At 54.9% G+C, this 19513-nt stretch carries 15 protein-coding genes; 10 read left to right on the top strand and 5 right to left on the bottom strand.

Annotation, left to right across the window (positions count from 1 at the left end):
- The first annotated feature begins 6 nt into the window (after nt 1-6).
- Nucleotides 7-216 carry a SlyX family protein gene (locus tag OLX08_RS10385; RefSeq protein ID WP_048599407.1) on the top strand — a complete coding sequence of 70 codons (210 nt, stop codon included), beginning with the start codon at nt 7-9 and terminating at the stop codon, nt 214-216.
- Nucleotides 217-248: 32 nt separating this feature from the next.
- On the opposite strand, the gene dnaE is transcribed toward OLX08_RS10385, so the two are convergent.
- The gene (dnaE, locus tag OLX08_RS10380; RefSeq protein WP_391481277.1) at nt 249-3755 is read right to left on the bottom strand and encodes a DNA polymerase III subunit alpha; all 3507 of its coding nucleotides are present in this window, start codon (nt 3753-3755) and stop codon (nt 249-251) included.
- A gap of 152 nt (nt 3756-3907) precedes the next feature.
- On the opposite strand from dnaE, the gene OLX08_RS10375 reads away from it, so the two are divergent.
- The 7 genes from OLX08_RS10375 (at nt 3908) to OLX08_RS10345 (ending at nt 11121) form a co-directional block, all read left to right on the top strand.
- Nucleotides 3908-5425, top strand: a complete 1518-nt coding sequence (locus tag OLX08_RS10375; RefSeq protein ID WP_391481275.1) for an ABC transporter ATP-binding protein — start codon at nt 3908-3910, stop codon at nt 5423-5425.
- The gene (locus OLX08_RS10370; protein ID WP_391481273.1) at nt 5418-6515 is read left to right on the top strand and encodes an ABC transporter permease; all 1098 of its coding nucleotides are present in this window, start codon (nt 5418-5420) and stop codon (nt 6513-6515) included. The genes OLX08_RS10375 and OLX08_RS10370 overlap by 8 nt, the downstream gene beginning before the upstream one ends.
- A complete protein-coding gene (locus OLX08_RS10365) occupies nt 6515-7447 on the top strand; it encodes an ABC transporter permease (RefSeq protein WP_391481271.1) in 933 nt (310 codons plus the stop codon). Before OLX08_RS10370 ends, OLX08_RS10365 begins: the two co-directional genes overlap by 1 nt.
- A 64-nt stretch (nt 7448-7511) precedes the next feature.
- Nucleotides 7512-8594, top strand: a complete 1083-nt coding sequence (locus OLX08_RS10360; protein WP_048599402.1) for a BMP family ABC transporter substrate-binding protein — start codon at nt 7512-7514, stop codon at nt 8592-8594.
- A gap of 334 nt (nt 8595-8928) precedes the next feature.
- Entirely contained in the window at nt 8929-9195 is a 267-nt protein-coding gene (locus OLX08_RS10355) for a hypothetical protein (protein WP_341245843.1), read from the top strand.
- Between the two features lie 8 nt (nt 9196-9203).
- Nucleotides 9204-9998 carry a DUF6065 family protein gene (locus OLX08_RS10350; protein WP_391481269.1) on the top strand — a complete coding sequence of 265 codons (795 nt, stop codon included), beginning with the start codon at nt 9204-9206 and terminating at the stop codon, nt 9996-9998.
- The gene (locus OLX08_RS10345) at nt 9946-11121 is read left to right on the top strand and encodes an MFS transporter (RefSeq protein ID WP_391481268.1); all 1176 of its coding nucleotides are present in this window, start codon (nt 9946-9948) and stop codon (nt 11119-11121) included. The genes OLX08_RS10350 and OLX08_RS10345 overlap by 53 nt, the downstream gene beginning before the upstream one ends.
- 4 nt (nt 11122-11125) lie before the next feature.
- Here OLX08_RS10345 and OLX08_RS10340 read toward each other — a convergent pair whose 3' ends face one another.
- Entirely contained in the window at nt 11126-13624 is a 2499-nt protein-coding gene (locus tag OLX08_RS10340) for a GcvT family protein (protein ID WP_391481266.1), read from the bottom strand.
- A 139-nt stretch (nt 13625-13763) separates the two neighbouring features.
- Entirely contained in the window at nt 13764-14750 is a 987-nt protein-coding gene (locus OLX08_RS10335; protein ID WP_391481265.1) for a 2-hydroxyacid dehydrogenase, read from the bottom strand.
- Between the two features lie 141 nt (nt 14751-14891).
- On the opposite strand from OLX08_RS10335, the gene OLX08_RS10330 reads away from it, so the two are divergent.
- Nucleotides 14892-15389 (top strand): SH3 domain-containing protein, encoded by a 498-nt coding sequence (locus tag OLX08_RS10330; RefSeq protein ID WP_391481264.1) that lies wholly within the window; start codon nt 14892-14894, stop codon nt 15387-15389.
- 10 nt (nt 15390-15399) lie between these two features.
- On the opposite strand, the gene OLX08_RS10325 is transcribed toward OLX08_RS10330, so the two are convergent.
- Both OLX08_RS10325 and OLX08_RS10320 read right to left on the bottom strand, forming a co-directional pair.
- Nucleotides 15400-16926, bottom strand: a complete 1527-nt coding sequence (locus OLX08_RS10325; protein WP_391481262.1) for a cryptochrome/photolyase family protein — start codon at nt 16924-16926, stop codon at nt 15400-15402.
- Nucleotides 16920-17585 carry an SDR family NAD(P)-dependent oxidoreductase gene (locus OLX08_RS10320; protein WP_391481261.1) on the bottom strand — a complete coding sequence of 222 codons (666 nt, stop codon included), beginning with the start codon at nt 17583-17585 and terminating at the stop codon, nt 16920-16922. The genes OLX08_RS10325 and OLX08_RS10320 overlap by 7 nt, the downstream gene beginning before the upstream one ends.
- Nucleotides 17586-17823: 238 nt before the next feature.
- On the opposite strand from OLX08_RS10320, the gene OLX08_RS10315 reads away from it, so the two are divergent.
- Nucleotides 17824-19386: a 2-isopropylmalate synthase gene (locus OLX08_RS10315; RefSeq protein ID WP_391481260.1), complete on the top strand. Its 1563-nt coding sequence runs from the start codon at nt 17824-17826 to the stop codon at nt 19384-19386.
- The last annotated feature ends 127 nt before the right edge of the window (nt 19387-19513 follow it).

The raw sequence follows: 19513 nt of genomic DNA, 5'->3' as shown, positions 1-19513 counted from the left end.
ACCCCTATGACCCAACCAACCCTGACCCAGCTTGAAGAAAAGATCGCGCATTTGACGAAAACCGTCGATGAGCTTTCGGATATTGTGGCCAAGCAATCACGCGACATTGATGTGTTGCAGCGGCGCGCGCAGATGCTGATGGAACGCGAAGCGGCCCGTGAATTTGATCAAGGCGGCTCAGTCCCCCTTGCGGATCAACGCCCCCCCCACTGGTAAATTTGAGTTGGTAAATGGTTGGGCGTTGACCCCTAAAAATCTTCAACCGTCAAAACACCCGGTAGCGACTTAATCGCCCCTTTGATTTGGGGTGACACAGGGAAATCACGGTTCAGATCAATCTCGACCTCGCCAGGCAAGCCCTCTGCCATCAAACAAAACACAATCGGTCCTTTGCCAGCGCCCGCTTTCGGCGCGTCTCTCAGCACCGTTGCAACAGTCGGAATGGCAGACTGGTCCTCAACAAATACCTTAAGGCCCGCCCCTCCAACATCCGCCACCACGCTATCAATGGGCACGACCGAGCGGGCCAAAAGCTTGAGCTGTTCGCTCTCCATTGTGGCCTCAACGGTAACAACAACTTTGGCGCCGGTTGAAAGCTGATCACGGCATTTATCAAGCGTGTCGCTGAACATTGTGGTCTCATAAGCACCCGTTGGGTCAGACAGCTGCACAAAAGCAAAGCGGTTGCCCTTGGCTGACTTACGCTCCTGAACGCCACTGATGCGGCCTGCAAGTTTGGCGATACACGCCCCTGATGATGCTTTCTCAGTCACCTCATCAAGGGTCAGAACGCCTTTGCGTTTAAGGGCAGCGGCGTAATCTTCAAGCGGGTGACCAGACAAATAAAAGCCAATCGCCTTGGCTTCTTCATCCAGTTTTTCGGCTGGCAACCAATCAGACACGGGACTAAGGCGCGGTTCTGGCAAATCGTCTCCAGCCTCCCCGAACAAGCTAACCTGATTTGATGCGCGCTGCTCATGAATGGCGGCGGAGTAGCCCACAAGCGCATCAAGGCTGTCGAACATTTTGCGACGGTTGGCATCCAATTGATCAAACGCACCGGCGCGGGCCAGCATCTCCATCGGGCGCTTACCAATCCGCTTCAGATCAACACGGCGGGCAAAATCAAAGACCGTCACAAACGGCTTATCAACTCCGTCTACTTTGCGACCCTGCTCAATCAGACGCATCGCCTCAACGCCGACATTCTTGAGCCCGCCAAGCGCATAAACCAACGCTTGATCCTGCACATCGAACGTCGCCAAAGAGCGGTTGATGCAAGGCGGGACATAATCCAGCTTAAGGCCTTTTTTGACCTCCTCGAAATACACCGCCAGCTTATCCGTCAAATGGATATCGCAGTTCATAACACCGGCCATAAACTCAACCGGATGGTTCGCCTTCAGCCATGCGGTTTGATAACTGACCACCGCGTAGGCCGCCGCGTGGGATTTGTTAAAACCGTAGTTGGCAAATTTATCCAGAAGATTCCAAACCTCTGTGGCTTTCTTTGCGCCGACACCGTTTTTCTTTGAACCCTCAAGGAATTTCGGGCGCTCTGCATCCATCGCTTCTTGAATTTTCTTACCCATCGCACGGCGCAGCAAATCCGCACCACCAAGCGAATAGTTCGCCATCTCTTGGGCGATCTGCATAACCTGCTCTTGGTAAACGATAATGCCTTGGGTCTCATCGAGAATGTGGTCAATCGTGGGGTGCAGCTTCTCACGCTCAGCACGGCCGTTTTTCACGTCACAATACTGCGGGATATTTTCCATCGGGCCAGGACGGTACAGCGCCACAAGCGCAACAATATCTTCAATACACGTGGGCTTCATGCGCTTGAGCGCGTCCATCATGCCCGAGCTTTCCACCTGAAACACCGCTACAGTTTTAGCGGCGGCATACAGATCATAGCTTGCCGGATCATCGAGCGGGATCGCGTTGATATCGTTCAGCGTGCCTTCAGCGGGTTCATAAAGCTGTGTGCCGTCTGCCGCGATGTGCAAATCACGTCCTGACTTCAAAATCAGGTCTACGGCGTTTTGCACAACCGTCAGGGTTTTCAGCCCCAAAAAGTCAAACTTGACCAAGCCCGCCTGCTCTACCCATTTCATATTGAACTGAGTGGCCGGCATGTCCGATCGCGGGTCTTGATAGAGCGGGACAAGCGCATCAAGAGGCCTGTCACCAATAACTACGCCCGCCGCGTGTGTAGATGCGTTACGCAGCAAACCTTCGACCTGTTGGCCATAAGTCAAAAGACGCTCAACGACCTCTTCGTTCTTGGCCTCTTCCCGCAAACGCGGCTCATCAGCCAGTGCTTTTTCGATGCTGACGGGCTTTACACCTTCAACGGGAATCATCTTGGACAGCCGATCTACCTGCCCGTATGGCATTTGCAAAACACGACCGATATCGCGCACCGCGGCCTTGGACAAAAGCGCACCAAACGTGATGATCTGGCCTACTTTGTCGCGGCCATATTTCTCTTGGACATAACGGATGACTTCCTCGCGGCGGTCCATGCAAAAGTCGATATCAAAGTCAGGCATGCTGACACGTTCGGGGTTCAAGAACCGCTCAAACAGCAAGCTATAGCGCAGCGGATCAAGATCCGTGATGGTTAGCGCATAGGCCACCAGACTGCCCGCACCAGAACCACGCCCCGGCCCCACGGGAATATTGTGATCTTTCGCCCATTTGATGAAATCCGCGACAATCAAGAAATAGCCCGGGAACCCCATACCCTCAATAATGCCCAACTCAAAATCGAGACGTTCTTGATAGGCCTCAACGGTATCTGCATGCTCAATCACTTTTAGACGCTGCTGCAAACCTTCGTTGGATTGACGGCGCAATTCTTCAATCTCGTCATCCGCAAACTTCGGCAAAATCGGATCGCGCTTGTAGGCGCGAAACGCACAGCGGCGGGCGATCTCAACGGTGTTCTCAAGTGCTTCTGGCAGGTCGGCAAACAGGGTTGCCATCTCGGCTTGGGACTTGAAATAATGCTCGGGCGTTAAACGGCGGCGCGGCTCTTGCTGATCCACATAAGCGCCATCAGCAATACACAGAAGCGCGTCATGGGCTTCATACATTGACGCCTTGGGAAAGTAGCAATCGTTCGTGGCCACCAGCGGAATATCCATCCCGTAGGCCATTTCGATCAAGCCGCGTTCTGTCTGTCGCTCGGCGTCGGGCAAACCGCCATCTTCTGGATGGCGCTGCAATTCCACATAAAGACGATCGGCGAAAATGGCGCTTAACCGTTCCATCAAAGCCTGCGCTTTGGGCTGCTGACCTGCGCGCAACAAACGCCCAACCGGCCCATCAGGCCCGCCTGTGAGACAAATCACATCAGCGCTGTTTTTCTCCAATTCATCCAGCGTGACGTGTGGGACCTGATCCGAATGTGCAATATAAAGGCACGTATTGAGACGCATCAAATTTTCATAGCCGCGCTCGGTTTGCGCCAACAACACCAACGGCGCAGGGGGGCGGGGCCGCTCGCCCAAGGGAGCGGGATCAAATTCCAGATCAACCTGACAGCCGATGATGGGTTGCACCCCTGCCTTGATCGCACCTTCGGAAAACTCCAGCGCGTTAAACATGTTGTTGGTATCAGTCACCGCCACTGCAGGCATACCAAGGTCTGCGCACATCTGCGGCAGTTTCTTGGTCGCCAAAGCCCCCTCCAAAAGAGAGTACTCGGTGTGGGTGCGAAGGTGGATGAATCGGGGCTGTGTGCTCATTGGGACAGCATATGTGGGGGCGCGAGGCGGATAAAGGGGCAAATATGCTAGAATTCCATGCAAAAACTACGCCCGGCCATTGCCTTTCAGCGCTTAATCGCCATTGTGTCGCGCCATAACCGCGATTCCCTCACCGAGACATTATTGCCCTTATGACACCCCCTTTGCTGACACTCACCGGGTTAACCAAATCCTATCCCGGCGTGGTCGCTAACGAAGACGTGAGCCTGACAATCGCCCGAGGCGAAGTGCATGCTTTGCTCGGTGAAAATGGGGCGGGGAAATCTACACTGGTCAAAATGATCTACGGCCTTGTCACGCCGGATGCGGGCCAAATGGTGTTGAACGGCAAGGCGTTTTCGCCAGACAAACCAAGCACAGCACGCACCGCAGGCATCGCGATGGTGTTTCAGCACTTTAGTCTTTTTGGCGCCCTGAGCGTTGCGGAAAACATCGCACTTGGCATGGAAAATCCGCCAAAAATGCGCGCGCTTGCCCAGCAGATCAGTAAGGTGTCCGATCAATTTGGCCTGCCGCTTGATCCATCCCGAATTGTTGGGGATCTGTCCGCCGGTGAGCGCCAGCGCGTTGAGATCATCCGGTGTCTTTTGCAGGACCCTAAGCTACTGATCATGGATGAGCCGACATCAGTTCTAACGCCGCAAGAGGTCGATGTTCTATTTGAGACCCTTCGCAAGCTGCGTGATGCAGGGACCTCTATACTTTATATTTCCCACAAACTCGAAGAAATCCGCGCGCTTTGTGATACGGCAACTGTCCTACGCCGCGGCAAGAACGTGGGCACATGTGTGCCGCGCGACACCTCGGCCCGCGATATGGCAGAGCTGATGGTCGGCAGCCGCCTTCATGATCCCGAACGGCGCGACCGGCCCAAAGGCGCCACCGTGTTAGACGTCACAAACCTAAGTGCCGCGTCGCACAGTGCGTTCGGCACCAGCCTCAAAGATGTCTCACTGAGCGTTTGCAAAGGTGAAATTCTGGGTATCGGCGGTGTCGCAGGCAACGGTCAGGACGAGCTGTTGGCCGCCCTATCTGGTGAAATTCGCACAAAGCGCGGGATGATCAGCCTTGATGGTCGCGATGTCGGGCATCTACCGCCGACCTCACGGCGCGCTCTTGGCACCCTTTCCGCCCCCGAGGAACGTTTGGGCCACGCCGCTGCGCCAGATATGTCGCTGATGGAAAATGCGTTTCTGTCCGCCGCAACACGCAAGGCACTGACCTCGCTTGGGTTCGCCAATTGGGGCAAGACCCGTGGCTATGCGGATGAGATCATTGCCCGTTTTGATGTGCGCACTCCGAACAACCAAGTGGCCGCGCGTGCGTTATCTGGCGGCAACCTGCAAAAATTCGTAGTAGGCCGCGAAATTCTACAAGACCCCGATGTGTTGGTGGTCAACCAGCCCACGTGGGGCGTTGATGCAAGTGCCGCCGCCGCCATCCGCCAGGCGCTTCTGGATATGGCCGATGCGGGTAAAGCGGTTGTTGTGATCAGCCAAGACCTTGATGAGCTTCTTGAAATCACCGACCGCTTTTGTGCGCTGAACGAAGGACGTCTGTCCGCGTCAGTGCCCACGACCGAATTGAGCGTGGAGAAAATTGGCCTGATGTTGGGCGGCGCGCATGACTTGGAGACGGCCAATGTATAAGCTTGAAAAGCGCCCGAACCCTTCGAACCTTTGGGCTTATCTCACGCCGTTTCTAGCACTTATTGCCACCATGATTGCCGGTGGCATTATGTTTTGGATGCTAGGCAAGCCCCCCGTTGATGCGATCCGTACGATCTTCTGGGACCCGCTCTTTAACGAGCAATTCGCGGCCTACTCACGCCCGCAGTTGTTGGTGAAAGCAGCGCCCCTGATCTTGATCGCGATTGGTCTGTCCATCGGCTTTAAGGCAGGCGTTTGGAACATTGGCGCAGAAGGGCAATATGTCATTGGCGCGTTGTGTGGTGCGGCGGTAGCACTGGCTGCTTATCCGCTTGAGGCATGGTGGATTTTCCCCGCTATGGTCATTGCTGGGGCAGTTGGCGGGTTTATTTGGGCCATGATCCCCGCCATGCTAAAAATCAAGCTGGGCACCAATGAAATCCTGGTCTCGCTGATGCTGGTCTATGTTGCGCTTGAACTGCTGTCTTCGATGTCCGTTGGCGTACTCCGCAACCCTGATGGCAACGGTTTTCCGGGATCACGCAACCTGCAACAATATGCTTCCGCTCATAACGCAGAAATTTGGCAAGGCAGTTCTGTCCACTGGGGCGTTGTCGCAGCGTTCAGCGCAGTTGTGCTGGCCTATGTGTTGATGTCCAAGCACCGTCTGGGCTTTCAGATCAAGCTTGCGGGTGCTGCGCCCAAAGCTGCGCGGTTTGCAGGTGTGAACCCCCACGTAATCACGGCGGTGTGCCTTGGTATTTCCGGCGCGTTGGCGGGCATGGCCGGTATGTTTGAGGTGGCAGGCCCAGCAGGACAAGTCAGCATTGATTTCGCATCAGGCTACGGGTTCACCGCGATCATCGTCGCCTTCTTGGGGCGTCTGAACCCGTGGGGTATTTTGGCCGCAGGCTTGTTAATGTCGCTGACCTACATCGGCGGTGAGCTTGCACAATTCATCATTGGCCTGCCGGCTTCGGCAATCTCAGCTTTCCAAGGGATGCTGCTCTTTTTCTTGCTGGCAGGTGAACTGCTGGTGAATTACCGCATTCGCCGCGCCGCACCGCGCACCGTAAAGGAAGCCGCATAATGGATTGGTCAGCGATTAACCCTGCGTTTTATGTGGCCTCGGTCATGGTTGCTGCAACCCCGCTTTTACTTGCAGCAATCGGTGAGTTGGTCGTTGAGAAAACCGGCGTTCTGAACCTTGGCGTCGAAGGCATGATGATCATTGGCGCAGTCTGTGGGTTCATCACAGCAGTTGAAACCGGATCGCCTTCATTGGGGTTTGTTGGTGGCGCACTTGGTGGTGCAGCCCTGTCCGTAGTCTTTGCTGTTTTAACCCAGTTCTTTTTGACCAGCCAAGTGCCCACGGGCCTTGCGCTTACCCTATTCGGCTTAGGCGCTTCCGCCATGGTCGGGCAAAGCTACGTGGGAATCGTCCCGCCAAAGATGCCACAACTGATGAGCGGCGCTGAGCTGAATGCGTTTGAGCGTATCGTTCTGGGCCATGACGCGATGCTTTACATCGGACTGGCGATCCCCGTGGCTGTATGGGCGGTTTTACGTTTTAGCCGATTGGGCCTAATTTTACGCGCGGTCGGCGAAGATCATAACGCTGCACATGCATTGGGTTATAAAGTGATGTGGATCCGCTTTGGTGCCATCGTGTTTGGTGGCGCATGTGCGGGTCTTGGTGGGGCGTATCTGTCGCTGGTACGCGTACCGCAGTGGACCGAAGGCATGACCACGGGTGCCGGTTGGATCGCGCTGGCACTTGTGGTTTTTGCAAGCTGGCGCCCGCTGTTGGTTATTCTAGGTGCCTATATTTTCGGCGGCATTGCCATTTTACAACTCAACCTACAGGCGGCGGGCAGTACAATTCCGGTGGAATACTTGTCTATGTCGCCGTATGTGATCACCATCTTCGTGCTGGTCTTGCTATCGGCGCTCCACAAATACGGCATCAGCCGTGCACAGGCACCTGCCATGCTCGGCCGTTCGTTTCACGCCTCTAATTAGAGGCAGCTTCACCCGCCTTCACAGCCGTGGGGGCTTTCACGCGTTAACCAATGGGGGGACCATCATGATCCTACGACGCACACTCCTGGCAGCAGCTGCCACTGCACTAGCACTCACCTCAGGCGCATTCGCCGACGGCCATGAAAAGCTCAAAGTGGGCTTTGTTTACGTGGGCTCCATCGGTGACGGTGGCTGGACATATGAGCACAACCAAAGCCGCCTCGCCGTTGACGAAGCATTCGGCGACAAAGTTGAAACTATCTACCAAGAAAGCGTTCCAGAAGGTGCGGACGCCGAGCGCGTGATGACACAGATGGCGCTTTCCGGTGCCAAGCTTATCTTCACGACCTCTTTTGGTTACATGGACCCAACGATCAATGTTGCGGCCAAATTCCCGGACGTGAAATTTGAGCACGCAACTGGCTACAAAACAGCCGATAACGTGTCGACCTACTCTGCGCGTTTCTACGAAGGCCGCGCCGTCCAAGGTCACATCGCAGGCAAGATGACCAAAACCAACAAAATTGGGTACATCGCATCTTTCCCAATCCCGGAAGTTATCCGTGGCATCAACTCAGCCTACCTGCACGCCAAGCGCGTTAACCCCGATGTAGAATTCAACATCATCTGGGCTTTCACATGGGAAGACCCTGCGAAAGAAGCAGACGCTGCAAAAACACTGATCGAGCAAGGCGCAGACGTGATCTTGCAACACACAGACACGACTGCACCTTTGACAGTTGCTGCTGAAAACGAAGGCGTCATCGGATTCGGCCAAGCCTCAGACATGGCTCAGTTCAAAGACGGACCGCGCGTTTCGTCCATCATCGACAACTGGGCGCCCTACTACATCGACCGCGTGAAAGCAGTCATGGACGGCACATGGGAAACTGTCCAAACTTGGGACGGCATCGACACAGGTATGGTTGAAATCGGTGAGATCACCGACCGCGTACCAGCCGACATCAAAGCAGAAGCCGAAGCGATGATCGAAGCGATGCGCACAGGCGCCTACCACCCGTTCACAGGCCCCATCAACAAGCAAGATGGAACACCTTGGTTGGCTGACGGCGAAGTAGCGGATGACGGCACATTGGCTGGCATGAGCTTCTACATTGAAGGTCTGACAGGCGACATCCCGCAATAAGCGGCACGTTCTTTCAAGACGAAGAAACCCGGCCTTTGAGCCGGGTTTTTTTATGGCCAGTTTGCCCCGCCCGAAGCGGCATTTTCTTTCGAATCATTTTCATGAACACAATTTAAACGGGAATTACACCTTTCGTAATTTGTCAAATGTGTAAACCATACATGAACTCATACCTTTGAATGTGACCCGGTTATCCACAGCATATAATGTGTGAATTCCCCCGCGTACACCACATGTAGTAAATATGGCACCTCCTCACTTTTAGCTTTTGACACGCATAGATTGTTCAGCAAGCGTCAGGTCACAGTCATCAACCAGTTCAGGAGTTACCCACATGACACGTTCCACAGCAGACAATGGCCTCGTTCACTTCGCAAACAAAGCACCTGCATTTGCACCAGATTTCGACCACGTAACCGACGCAGGCCGCGTTCACATCGCCAACAAATCACCGTCCTTCAAAACAGATTTTGCTGATACGCGTGATGCCGGAAATGTACCAATCGCTAATAAGTCACCTGCCTTCGCAACGGACGTTGCCGACACCGGAACTGTGCACATCGCCAACAAATCACCAGCGTTCAAAACGGCTGTCGCGTAGGTCGGCAGATGCTTGATTTCCAATCCCCACTTCAAGCCGACGCATCCGCCCTTGGTGCGTTGGCGAAGTTCTACCGAATGATCCCCGAGGTCAGCCTGCCCGTCCCCGCCGACGCCGCAGCAGGCGGCACCCTGCCACTGCGCGCCTACAGATATTGCGAGCCGATCCGCGTCGCATCGCAATTGGGGTGGTACGTGTTCGCACCCATGGATTTTTCTCTGATGTGGGACGGCACCCGTGTGCTTTGGCGCTATCCGGAGGCACCGGATTGGATGCCACTGGATGCAGCTCAATTCCCAAATTACGCGGCACAATTTGATGCGGATGCGCCGGATGATGTGAAGGGCTACTCACCCCCTTTTCTCGCCTCCGTTTTGCAACCGGGTGTCGTACAAATCTGGTCGGGGCTTATTGCAAAGACCGCCGCGGATTGGTGTGTTCTGGTCCGCGAACCTGCCAACCTGCCGCGCACGCAGCACATGGAAAGCTATGAAGGCGTGATCGAAACGGACCGCTGGTTTGGTCCCCTGTTTACCAATATTCGGATCACCAAGACCGATTGCCCTGTGGAGTTTAAGCGCGACCACCCCATGTTCACAATCCAACCGATCCATCGCACCATGCTTAGCGCACAAGTCCAAAAATCGACAATTAAGGTTGCGGCAATGGCTGATATGACCGACGATGATTGGGCAGAGTACCGCGCCACAATCGTAGAGCGCGTTGGTGAAAAGCGTGTTGTTGGTGAGTATGCAACCCAATCGCGCAAACGTAGGAAAAGTGACGATCGTGCACCTTCGTAATGCAAACACGTTTGCGATTTACGCGGCCAGCGTTGCCTATGTTATTGAAATTTCAACATTTCCGATCATCGTCAAAGCCCTAAGAATCGACTTAGAATTGGGCACAGACCAAGCGCTTTGGTTGATATCAGGATACAAAATCACGCTCATCATCGCCCTATTTGTCAGCGGTGCAGCGGGTGACAAAATTGGCAAAGAACGCGTCTTCACCTCAGGCGCGTTTCTCTTTTGTGCAGCTTCGGTTCTACTGCTTTTCGCCAGAACCGGCGAACAGATGATTATTCTAAGACTATTCCAAGGTGCAGGTGCCGGACTATTTTCACCGATGATCCCCGCACTTTTGGCAGCGAACCGCCCGCGTAACACGCTCAGGGCGCTAAGCTATTGGGGGATGATTACCGGAGCCGTCGCAGCCCTTTATCCATTTGGGGCGGCGTTTTTGACGGAAACATTCAGTTGGCGATATGGCTGGATGATCGTCCCTATTGTGACTGCAATCGCGGTCCTGCGCCCGCCAAAACCCCGAGGTCGCGCGCATCTTAAAACCAAAGCCAGCGCACCTTCGATCCGCCGCATATTAACTTTACCAGTGCTGTCCGTGCTGGGTTTCATCCTCATCAGCTACGGCATCTCCACATGGTTCATCGTGACGATTGCGCTATCTGACAAGATCGCGGCCCCTACCACAACAGTAGGTCTTTATATGTTTGTTATCTGGTCCGTTTTTGCGATCGGAAATTTCGGCGTGGCAAAGCTGAACAAACGCCTCCCGCCACAACTCCTACTCTACGCATCCGTTGTCTTAAACGGGGTGATGGCACTTTTATGGTTTAGCCAAAGCGACGCCCCACTAGTGATTTCATGCGTGGCTGTTGGGTTGTCGATGGCACTGTGCAACGCACCTACAACAGATCTAGCTTTCCGCCTGACTCCCAAAACCGCCCATGGCACAATCGCAAGTGCCGATATTATTGCGGCACGTCTTGGCGGGGCAATAGCCATCATGATACTGCCGCTTTCGCTGTGGCAGGCAGCACCTTTTGTGTTGGCAGCCGCCCTTGTCTCGCTTGTTACGGTTGCATACGCGACGGCCGCTGTTTCTTCAGCGCCCGCCGCAGCCTAGTGACTTAACCGTCCACCCGAATAGTTGCGTTTTTCGGATCATAGGGGCTGTCTTCAACGATGGTCGCGTCCCAAAGCTGATCAAACATTTTGACCTTCAGAACAGTACCAACTTCAGCGTGCTCTGGCTTGACGTAGCCCATGCCGATCGACTTGCCGAAGTGAACGGAATATCCGCCCGAGGTCAAACGCCCGACCCGCAGATCACCGGCATAAAGCGCCTCGCGGCCCCACGGGTCAGCGTCGTCTGGCCCATCGATAAGGAAGGTAACGCATTTGCTGCGCACACCAGTTTTCACCAAGGCGTCTTTGCCAAAGAAATCTTTCTCAAGGTCAATGAAACGCGGCAAGTCAGCCTCAAGTGGGGTCGCATCACGACCAAGCTCATTACCAAAGGCCCGGTAAGATTTCTCCTGACGAAGCCAGTTTTGGGCGCGTCCGCCGACCATCTTGAGGCCGTGCTTTTCGCCGGCTTTCTCAAGCAGATCAAACAAGTGGTTTTGCATTTCAATCGGGTGGTGCAATTCCCAACCCAGCTCACCTGTGTAAGCCACACGGATTGCCATCACCGGCACCATGCCAAGCTCAATATGCTTCATGCTAAGCCACGGAAAGCGCTTGTTGCACAGTGCTGTTTCAGGGTCAGCATCCTTGATGATCTCTTTCAAAAGATCACGGGACTTCGGGCCTGCCAAAGCGAAAACACCGTATTTCGTGGTGACATCATTAATCGCCACATAACCAACCTCAGGGATTTTATCCTCTGCGGCTTTGCGCAAATAATCACTATCGTAATCTGTCCAGGCACCCGCACTGACCAAATAGTAGTGATCCTCAGCCATACGAACGATGGTGTATTCAGTCCGCGTCGTTCCATGACTTGTCAGGGCATAGGTCAGATTGATCCGACCAACGCGCGGCAGCTTGTTACAAGTGAACCAATCAAGGAAAGCAGTCGCACCGGGGCCCTTAACTTCGTGCTTGGTAAACGCCGATGCATCCAAAAGACCGACGTCATTGCGCACGGCATTCGCTTCTTCAACTGCGTATTTCCACCAACCACCGCGGCGGAAGCTGCGCGATGCATGATCGTCAAAGCCGCCTTCCTCAGGTGTGGGGCCAAAGTAGTTCGGACGCTCAAAGCCATTCACAACACCAAACTGTGCGCCGCGCGCCGCCATCCGGTCATAACACGGAGCAGTACGCAGCGGACGGGCCACTTCGCGTTCTTCGTCCGGGTGGTGCAGAATGTAGACGTGCTCATAGCTTTCTTCATTCTTGCGCGCCGCATATTCTGTGGTCATCCAGCTGCCGTAGCGCTTGGGATCAAGTGAGGCCATGTCAATCTCGGCCTCGCCCTCAACCATCATCTGCGCCATGTAATGACCCGTGCCACCAGCAGCAGTAATGCCAAAGCTGAACCCTTCCGCCAGCCACATGTTACGCAGCCCTGGAGCAGGACCAACCAGCGGGTTGCCATCTGGTGTATAGCAAATCGGGCCGTTGAAATCATCCTTTAGGCCGACTTCTTCGCTGGACGGAATACGGTGGATGAAGCTCATATATTCTTCTTCGATCCGCTCAAGATCAAGCGGGAATAGATCGGCGCGGAAGCTATCAGGCACGCCAAACTCGAAACGTGCTGGGGCGTTGCGCTCATATGGCCCCAAAATCCAACCACCACGCTCTTCGCGCACATACCATTTGGCGTCTGCGTCGCGCAAAACAGGGTGTTCTGGGTTGTTTTTGCGCCACTCCACCAACATCGGGTCGGGCTCGGTTACAATAAACTGGTGCTCGACAGGGATCGCCGGAATTTTGATACCCAACAGCTTTGCGGTGCGTTGCGCGTGATTGCCAGTGGCCGTCACAACGTGCTCGGCGTGGATGACCATTGTCTCATCCGTTGAGATCAAATTGCCACCTTTGTCAGCCGTGCGCGTGCAGGTCACTTCCCACTCGTGGCCGTTCCAATGATAGCTGTCGACCTGCCATTTTCGTTCAATCGTCACGCCGTGTTGCCGCGCGCCTTTGGCCATCGCCATAGTGACGTCCGCGGGGTTAATATAACCATCGGTCGGGTGATAAATCGCACCAACAAGGTCCTCGGTGCGCACCAGCGGAAAACGCTCTTTGATCTGATCGGGGCTCATCCATTCGTAAGGCACACCGCAGGTCTCAGCGGTGCTGGCGTACAGCATATACTCGTCCATACGCTCTTTGGATTGCGCCATCCGCAAGTTACCGCACACCGAGAAACCCGCATTCAGGCCAGTCTCTTCCTCAAGGGTTTTGTAGAACTTGATGGAATAGTCGTGAATATGCGTGGTGGCATATGACATGTTGAAATACGGCAACAAGCCCGCTGCGTGCCAAGTTGAGCCGGATGTCAGCTCGTCCCGCTCAAGCAGAAGCGTGTCCCACCCCGCCTTACCCAAATGATAAGCGATAGACGTGCCAACGGCGCCGCCTCCAACAACAAGTGCTTTGACGTGGGTTTTCATATGTCCGACCTCCTTGGACGTGTCTTGGGATTACCTTCGCTCATCTGATGCGAACGCGGCGCAATCCAGCCGACCGAACACGCGCCAAAACCGACCTGCCCAACATCAGCAAGACACATCAGACGCAGCAAAACGGCCACTACAAGCTGGACGGAATCACCATATCCGGGGGGCGGAACCCATCCGCATGGGTGGAAATATTAAGCATGACACGCGCGCCCATTTCCTCACGGCCTTCCACTGTGGCAGAGGCCATATGGGGCAGCAAAACAACGTTCTTAAGCGCGCGAAGGCGTGGGTTTGGCTCTGCGCCACCCTCGTAAACATCAAGGCCCGCACCCGCAATCTCACCCGACCGAAGCATCCGCGTAAGGGCGTTCTCGTCGATCACATCACCGCGTGAGGTGTTTACAATAACCGCACTGGGTTTCATCAACGCCAAACGCCGCGCATTCATAATGTGGTAGGTGCTTGGGGTATGCGGACAGTGAATGGTCAAAATATCGACCTGCGCCAACATCTGGTTGAGACTGCTCCAGTACTTTGCGCCAAGATCGGCTTCAGTCTCGGGGCGCAGGCGATTACGGTTGTGATAGTGCACCTGCATCCCAAACGCGCGGGCGCGTCGCGCAACAGCCTGCCCAATACGGCCCATGCCCAAAATACCAAGAGAACGCCCGCCAATTTTGCCGCCTAACAGTGCAGTCGGCGACCAACCGTCCCAATCACCCGTTTGCATGACTGACAAACCCTCGGGGATGCGGCGCGTCACAGATAACATCAGCGCCAGCGTCATGTCCGCAGTATCTTCCGCCCCCACGCCTGGGGTATTGCTGACCATAATCCCGTTTGCGTGGGCCGCATTTACGTCAATGTGATCCGTCCCTGCGCCGTAATTTGCCACCAGTTTCAAACGCTCGCCGGCCTGTTCAAAAACAGCAGCATCAAGACGGTCGTTCACCGTGGGAACCAAAACATCAACGTCTTGCATCGCTGCAATCAGTTCATCGCGGCTCATAGGTGCATCGCTGTCGCGCACTGTTACGTCGAACAACTCTGACATGCGGTGCTCCACGGCTGCGGGCAACCGTCGCGTAACGACAACACTCAACCGTTTTCGTGACATCGACCAAATCTCCCACTTTGCCCAGACACCGCTTTCACCCTAGAGTGCAGTCAGAGCAAGCAAGGCACAAGACCTTGAATTTCACCATTCCATTTTCAGCGATCACCGCGCTGAAACGGATAACCACGCAGGCCGTAGATAATGAAGTCAGTTTTGCTGATCACAGCACTTCTTTTGTCCATTCAACTGGCAGGTCAAACTGCGAGTGCAGACGTGGGCCCTGTCACGGGCCTTCCAATGCCGCGCTTTGTGTCACTGAAAGCGAGTGAAGCAAATGTGCGCCGTGGTCCGTCCAAAACACATCGCATTGATTGGATTTTCAAACGCCGCGATATGCCGCTTCGTGTCATCGCGGAACATGGCCATTGGCGCCGTGTAGAAGACCGCGACGGCGTCGGCGGTTGGCTGCACTACTCACTTATTTCCGGCGTCAGAACAGTGATCATTGACGAAGACGCTGTTGAGCTGCGTCGCAAGCCAATGACCGATGCCCCCATTGCCGCGATGCTTGAGCGCGGCGTCGTAGCACGTCTTAATGAATGCACCGCAGACTGGTGCTCGATGCGGGCAGATGGCTACCGTGGTTGGGCACCGAAATCATCGTTCTGGGGTGTCGAGCGCGCCGAGATCATAGACTAACGCGTCCCGCTTAAATCACCTCACCACGGTCCAGCTTTGCCAATACCTCTGCGGCATCTGACAGCACAGTGTCGCGCCGTTCTTCGTCCATCCGCTCCCACACACGGTACATTTGGCCCATCCGCGGATTACCGCGAAACCGTTCTTCGTGACGGATCAAAAAGTCCCAGTAAAGAACGTTAAACGGACAGGCTGTCTCACCAGTTTTGGCTGTGACTTTATAATGACAGCCTTTACAGTAATCACTCATTTTGTTGATGTAGGAACCGCTTGAAACATAGGGCTTACTTGCGATGATCCCGCCGTCCGCAAATTGCGACATCCCGATCACATTGGGCGCTTCAACCCATTCATAAGCGTCGGCGTAAACAGCAAGATACCATTCATGGACCTGATGGGGATCGATGCCCGCGAGCAAGGCGAAATTCCCCGTGACCATAAGGCGTTGAATATGGTGCGCATAGGCGTCCCGCCCCGTTTGCTCGACCGCTTTTGACACGCACCGCATGCGGGTTTCACCGCCCCAATAAAACTCAGGCAGCACGCGCGAGTGTTCAAGGTAATTGCGCGAGGTGTACGAAGGGCCTTCCAGAAAATAGATGCCGCGCACATATTCGCGCCACCCCAGAATCTGGCGAATGAACCCTTCAACCGCGTTGATTGGCGCATCACCATCCGTAAATGCCTGCTCAGCCGCACGACAGATTTCAAGCGGGGTCAGCAAGCCAGCGTTCAAATAAAACGAGATCAGCCCGTGATACAAAAATGGCTCATCGCTCATCATCGCGTCTTGAAAATCACCGAACTTTGGCAAACCGAGCGCTACGAAGTGATGAAGCTGCTGCAATGCCTGATCACGGGTGACCGCAAACCAAAATGGCTCAAGATCGCCGAAATGATTATCAAAGCGCGACTTCACCAACGCTAAAACATCCTCCGTGATTTCATCGGGCTCAAACCGTAACGGCCCATCAAACGTCACCTCATCAGGGGCTGGCTTGCGGTTGTCATGATCGAAATTCCACTTGCCGCCGACAGGTTTGTCACCTTCCATCAACAGCCCCGTGTCACGGCGCATTTCGCGGTAGAAATATTCCATCCGCAGCTGCTTGCGTCCCTCGGCCCAATCCTCGAAGCGCTTGTGCGATGCGATGAAACGCGTGTCAGGTAAAACCGTCACTTCAAGCGGTGCGTCCTCAAGAGCGCTGATCAATCGCCACTCGCCACACTCAGTGCTAAGAACGCGGCTCGCGCCGGTATCAGAGGCCGCACGTAGCAACTCCCCTACGATCGAACCGGTGTTTTCAGCATCATCAAGCGCAGCGTAACGAACAGTCCAACCCGCCTCGCGCAACTCATGGGCGAAATGGCGCATCGCACTAAACAAAAATGCGATTTTCTTGGGGTGGTGGCGCACATAACTCGCCTCGTCAGCCACCTCGGCCATCACGATCACATCATCTGCTTTATCCGCGTGTTCAAGGGCGGAAAGCGTGTGCGTCAACTGATCTGCCAGAACAAGAACGAGATTTACCATGGCACTGTTTCTCCGGCCCAATCGAAAAATTCGCCCGTCTGTGCGGGGCTAAGCGCATCCAGAACGGCGGCAATGTTTGATGCGGCCTCGGCTGGCGGTACTGTTGCGTGACGGCCTGCGTATTTGGCGGTAAACGGCGTGGCCACGGTGCCCGGATGCAAAGCCACGACGATTGCGTCCTTGCGTTTGCGTGCAATTTCGATGGCGGCAGTATGCACAATCTGGTTGGCCGCTGCTTTGGCAGCGCGGTAGCTGTACCAGCCACCCATCCGGTTATCACCAATTGAGCCCACCCGCGCGGTAAGAACCGCAAAGACAGACCGGCCAGTTTTGGGCAGAAGGTGACTGGCGTATTTCAAGCACAGCGCAGGCCCGATGGCGTTAACCGCAAATTGATCCGCCATGGCCGAGGCCTCAATCGCCGCTAACTGCTTTTCCGGCTCAGCGCCGTCGATGTTCAGCGCGCCTGTTGCCACAATGATTGTATCAAACGTCCCCTCAAGGGCACCCAAAACGCGGGCCACACTTGGCTCATCACGCAAATCCAAGCCATCAGCACTGCGCGACAGTCCCGTAACCTGCACGCCTTGCGCTTCAAAATGTTTCGTCAGCGCGCGGCCAATGCCGCCAGACGCCCCAATGATCAATGCTTTTTTCATGAGCCATCACCTAGGGCCAATCCAAAATCTGCCCATCGCCTTTTTGACAATTTTGATGATTTTCCAAAACACACTTCACAATCGCGCGTCCCCGTTTATAACGATGACCATGATGACACGATCGAACATCCTTCTAGACCTACTACGTCTTAGCCTGCGCTGAGCGTGCCTGTCGGTGCGCCCGCTCAGCAGGGTTCGTCACCGACACTTTTCCAAAACACCAAATAGGACCAAGACGATGGCACAAGACCGCGTAGTAATTTTTGACACAACTTTGCGCGACGGAGAACAGTCTCCTGGCGCGACCATGACCCATGAAGAAAAGCTCGAGATTGCAGGCTTGCTCGATGATATGGGCGTCGACATCATTGAGGCGGGTTTTCCAATCGCTTCTGAGGGTGATTTCGCCGCTGTCAGCGAGATTGCCAAGAATTCTAAAAACTCTGTAATTTGCGGATTGGCACGCGCCAATTTCAAAGATATCGACCGCTGCCATGAGGCTGTGAAACATGCCGCACAACCGCGCATCCACACGTTCATTGGCACCTCACCTTTGCACAGGGCCATTCCAAACCTGACCAAAGACGAAATGGCCGAGCGTATCCACGATACCGTGACACACGCGCGCAATCTCACCGACAATGTGCAATGGTCGCCTATGGATGCCACACGTACCGAGTGGGATTACCTGTGCCGCGTTGTTGAGATCGCAATCAAGGCGGGTGCCACAACAATCAACATCCCCGATACCGTTGGCTACACCGCACCACGCGAAAGTGCTGATTTGATTACGCGCTTGATCGCCACGGTGCCCGGCGCCGACGAGGTTATCTTTGCGACCCACTGCCACAATGATTTGGGCATGGCGACCGCGAACGCGTTAGCAGCCGTTGAAGGCGGTGCGCGTCAGATCGAATGTACAATCAACGGTCTGGGCGAGCGTGCGGGCAACACGGCCCTCGAAGAAGTTGTGATGGCCATGAAAGTCCGCAACGACATCATGCCCTACACCACAGGGATCGACAGCACCAAGATCATGAACTTGTCGCGCCGCGTCTCCGCGGTATCGGGCTTTATGGTGCAGCCTAACAAAGCAATCGTTGGCAAAAACGCGTTTGCGCATGAATCTGGCATCCACCAAGATGGCATGCTGAAAAACGCTGAGACTTTTGAGATCATGCGCCCCGCGGATGTGGGTTTGGCCGAGACAAACATCGTCATGGGCAAACACTCTGGCCGCGCTGCGTTGCGCTCCAAACTTGCGGATTTGGGATTTGAGTTGGCCGATAACGAGCTGAAGGACGTGTTCGTACGGTTCAAAGCGCTCGCTGATCGCAAGAAAGAAATCTACGACGAAGACCTGATTGCGTTGATGCAGACCAGCGCCACTGCGGGAAATAACGCGCTTGAATTGGTCTCGCTCAAGGTTGTTTGCGGCACAGACGGTCCGCAAGAAGCCACGATGGTCCTGAATGTTGAAGGCACCGACAAAGAGGTAACAGCCACAGGTGACGGCCCAGTTGACGCTACATTCAACGCGGTCAAAGAACTGTCCCCGCACCGCGCGCGCTTGCAGCTTTACCAAGTCCAAGCGGTGACCGAAGGCACTGACGCACAGGCAACAGTCTCTGTACGGATGGAAGAAGAAGGCCGGATCGCCACGGGCCAATCCGCAGACACGGACACCGTCGTAGCCTCTGCAAAAGCCTATATCATGGCACTGAACCGCTTGATTGCACGGCGTGGCCAAGACGAGCCGGGCTATGACACCAAGGGCGTCAGCTACAAAGACCAATCCTAAGCGGCGGCTTCCTGCTTAGGCACATCATCACACGCTTGAGAGTGGGCCCACGACAGGGCACACACAGAGGGGACGGCGCAGGCCTTCCCCTCTTTATCCTGCGAGGGGACGCGCATATAACTGTCAA

The organism is Nereida ignava (genome assembly GCF_047114695.1).
GTDB classification, from domain to species: domain Bacteria; phylum Pseudomonadota; class Alphaproteobacteria; order Rhodobacterales; family Rhodobacteraceae; genus Nereida; species Nereida ignava.
Note: the sequence above shows the minus strand (reverse complement) of the source record. Positions and strands in the feature narration are given on the sequence as shown.